General features: G+C 63.7%; 6 protein-coding genes. All 6 read left to right on the plus strand.

The annotated features are described in order from the left end of the window. Window positions 1-257: hypothetical protein (locus VMR39_RS06470; protein WP_325415168.1), on the plus strand; the 257-nt coding region annotated here is incomplete at its 5' end. A gap of 34 nt (window positions 258-291) precedes the next feature. Continuing rightward, a complete protein-coding gene (locus VMR39_RS06475) occupies window positions 292-615 on the plus strand; it encodes a hypothetical protein (RefSeq protein WP_325415169.1) in 324 nt (107 codons plus the stop codon). A 79-nt stretch (window positions 616-694) separates the two neighbouring features. Then, entirely contained in the window at window positions 695-895 is a 201-nt protein-coding gene (locus tag VMR39_RS06480) for a hypothetical protein (protein WP_325415170.1), read from the plus strand. After that, the gene (locus tag VMR39_RS06485) at window positions 888-1151 is read left to right on the plus strand and encodes a hypothetical protein (protein ID WP_325415171.1); all 264 of its coding nucleotides are present in this window, start codon (window positions 888-890) and stop codon (window positions 1149-1151) included. Before VMR39_RS06480 ends, VMR39_RS06485 begins: the two co-directional genes overlap by 8 nt. Further along, the gene (locus VMR39_RS06490) at window positions 1144-1605 is read left to right on the plus strand and encodes a hypothetical protein (RefSeq protein WP_325415172.1); all 462 of its coding nucleotides are present in this window, start codon (window positions 1144-1146) and stop codon (window positions 1603-1605) included. The genes VMR39_RS06485 and VMR39_RS06490 overlap by 8 nt, the downstream gene beginning before the upstream one ends. Window positions 1606-1759: 154 nt before the next feature. Next, the gene (locus tag VMR39_RS06495; RefSeq protein WP_325415173.1) at window positions 1760-2674 is read left to right on the plus strand and encodes a hypothetical protein; all 915 of its coding nucleotides are present in this window, start codon (window positions 1760-1762) and stop codon (window positions 2672-2674) included. Window positions 2675-2716 lie beyond the last annotated feature (42 nt).

Below are 2716 nucleotides of genomic sequence, written 5' to 3' on the forward strand. Positions count from 1 at the left end.
TGGCCGAACGCCTGCAGCGCCACCCCGACCTGGCCAACCGCCTGCAGAGCGCCAAGCTCACCGATGGCCGCACCCTGTGGATCCTGCGGCCCGGCGGCCCCATGCCCGGACCACGCCGCCCGCCCTCCGGGCCCAACATCAACACCCCGGCCCCGTTCTCGGTCGCGCAGCTCGCCGATCGGTGGGGCTGCAGCACCGGCCTGGTGCGCAAGCTCATAGACAGCGGGGCGCTCCAGTGTTTCCGCTTGGCGCGCTGATTCGGATCAGCGTCGCAGAAGTGGAGAAGTACGAATGCGAGACGACGAACCCCCATACTCCGTCCAGCGCTTCAGAGGCGGCTTCGCCATCGTCTGGTGGGAAACCGGCGCCGACGGCAAGCGAGCCCGCAAGCGGACCCAGCTCGCCTCGCAGAATCGCCAGAGCGCCGAGGCGGAAGCGCGACAAGCCTGGGAAGCTGGCGACGATTCACCGTGGACCGTGGAAAGGGTCATGACCGGCTACCTTGCGTCGATCCAGGACAAGGCGTCCTATGGCCGACGCAAGGATGCGTGGAAGGCGATGCGATCGAGAGCATCATTGCGGGTGCGCTGGCCAGCCGCTCGCACGGCCCTGTGACTGCCGGCGAGATTGCCGCGGCGATTCGCGCCAGGTGCGCCGACATCGACCTGTTCAACTACCTACTCGGAGACCCAGCATGACCAACCCCCAACTGCGCGCGGTGGCGGGGAAGCTGACAGGCTGGATCAAGCGGCTGCTAGGCCCACGTCCCTGCGGTCATGACTGGCGGCGGCTAGCAGTTGGCTGGTTCGCCTATGAGGCCAACCCCGGGAAATACTTCGTCATCTGCACCAAGTGCCGCGCGCGTGAAACCAGAGAGGACATCCGTCATGACTGACCCGCGATATATGCGGCCGGGCTACGATTTTGCGATCGGAAAGCTGGTCGAAGAACTCGGCGAATTGCAGGCTGCCTTGGGGAAGACGCTGCGGTGGGGGCCAGAGAGCTTCAACCCGGAGCTTCCCGTGGCGGACCGTGAAACGAACGCCGATTGGGTTCTGCGCGAGATCGACGACGTTCTTGGCGCCATCCAGAACTACAAGGACGAAAACTGGCGCCGCGTCGCTGCACTTGAGGGGGCGGCCAATGGATAAGCTGAACGCCGAGAGGCTGCGGGCGCTGGATGAGGCTGCGACGGCGGGGCCTTGGGATATCTGGCGCGAGAAGATCGCAGACTTGGCCGCCGCCAAGTTGGAACTTTGCCTGCAAGTCGATTGCACCGAAAATCCGATAGACGCCCTAATCATGTTCAACGCGGACGGGAAGTGCCCCGGGCTGACAGGGTGCGGGCCATCGTCAGACGCCAACGCTGAACTTCTTGCCTACCTCCGCAACGCAGTCCCCGCCATCCTCGCGATGGCCGAGGAGAATGCTCGTAGCGAGAAGCATCGCAACGACTTGTACGACAAGGTGATGGCCCAAGTCACTGAGATCGGCGCGCTGAAGGCGGAGGTTGCGCGGCTGCGGGAGGTGGTTGAGCCTCTTGCGACCCGTGATGACAGCATAGGTGATGATGCCCGCCGCGCCCTCGGAAAGGAACCCTTATGAGCGATAACATCTACAAGAGGCTGGCTCGCATAGAAGAACACCTATTCGGCAAAGCAGGTCTACCCACGTGCGAACACAACTGGAAGCCGCTCGACACGCACGGTTCCTACTACACCTACGACCGCTGCACTAAATGCGGAGAGGAGCGCCAGACATGACCACGCCAATGCTCAAGGATGAAAAGGTGCGGGAGGCGCTACAACGCCTGCTGGCGGTACGGGATGGCGGCGACTTAGCGGACGTTTACGGTTCTGAGTGGTGCTTTGATATGCCACGACAGTTCCGTGCCGACTTGAGCGCCGCCCTCTCCGCACTGCCCGCCCCTGAGCCGATGGCGTCATCCTTCTGCACAACTTGCTTCGGAATGCGCTATTTGCGTAAAGCGCCAGCGACGTGTTCCGCTGGTGGCGACACGATACCATGCCCGGCGTGTAGTCAATCGCCCATCGCCCTCTCCGCCACTCCCGCCCAGGCAGAGGCTTCCACGTTGCCGGGGGAGGTGGTGGACGATGTAGCAGTTGATCGATTTGCAGCCGCCATGAAAGCGAAGCTCGCGAAGAAACGCGCGGAAGGACGTGGCGGATGGCATGATCGCCAAGACTGCCCTGCCGAACGCCTTTCCGCGATGCTGCGCGCCCATGTTGACAAGGGTGACCCGCTCGATGTCGGCAACTTTGCCATGATGCTCCACCAGCGCGGCGACAGTATCACCCCTCCCACAACGCCCGCCGTGGAAAGCGGGGAGGTTGATCGCGGGGCGGAAGGATGGGTAGTCGCAAACGGGGCGGGGGACCGGTGGCGAACTTGGGATGGCCTTGGTCCTCGGTGGACCTGGGATAAGAGTAAGGCCACCCGTTATCATCGCCGGCAGGACGCCGAGCAGGTCCATGCTGAGGACGAAGACGCTTGGTTCGTGCAGCCGTATGGCCCCGCCCTGCGCGCGTCGGAGCAGGACGTGGAGGGGGTGAAGGCCGCCGTCCGTCGCGAACTAAACCGGCAAGCTCCCGACAGCGAAGCGTTCTTCGACGTGATCGCCCGCGCCGCGCTTGCCGCCATGGGGAAAGGGTAAGTGAACCGCAACCGTAATGGCGATACCTCATGTTGCTGACGT

The organism is Sphingobium sp. (assembly GCF_035511395.1).
Classification (GTDB): Bacteria; Pseudomonadota; Alphaproteobacteria; order Sphingomonadales; family Sphingomonadaceae; genus Sphingobium.

Coding starts and splice junctions, on each gene's coding strand:
- VMR39_RS06475 (WP_325415169.1), top strand. CDS start 292: ATGCGAGACGACGAACCCCCATACTCCGTCCAGCGCTTCAGAGGCGGC.
- VMR39_RS06490 (WP_325415172.1), top strand. CDS start 1,144: ATGGATAAGCTGAACGCCGAGAGGCTGCGGGCGCTGGATGAGGCTGCG.
- VMR39_RS06480 (WP_325415170.1), top strand. CDS start 695: ATGACCAACCCCCAACTGCGCGCGGTGGCGGGGAAGCTGACAGGCTGG.
- VMR39_RS06485 (WP_325415171.1), top strand. CDS start 888: ATGACTGACCCGCGATATATGCGGCCGGGCTACGATTTTGCGATCGGA.
- VMR39_RS06495 (WP_325415173.1), top strand. CDS start 1,760: ATGACCACGCCAATGCTCAAGGATGAAAAGGTGCGGGAGGCGCTACAA.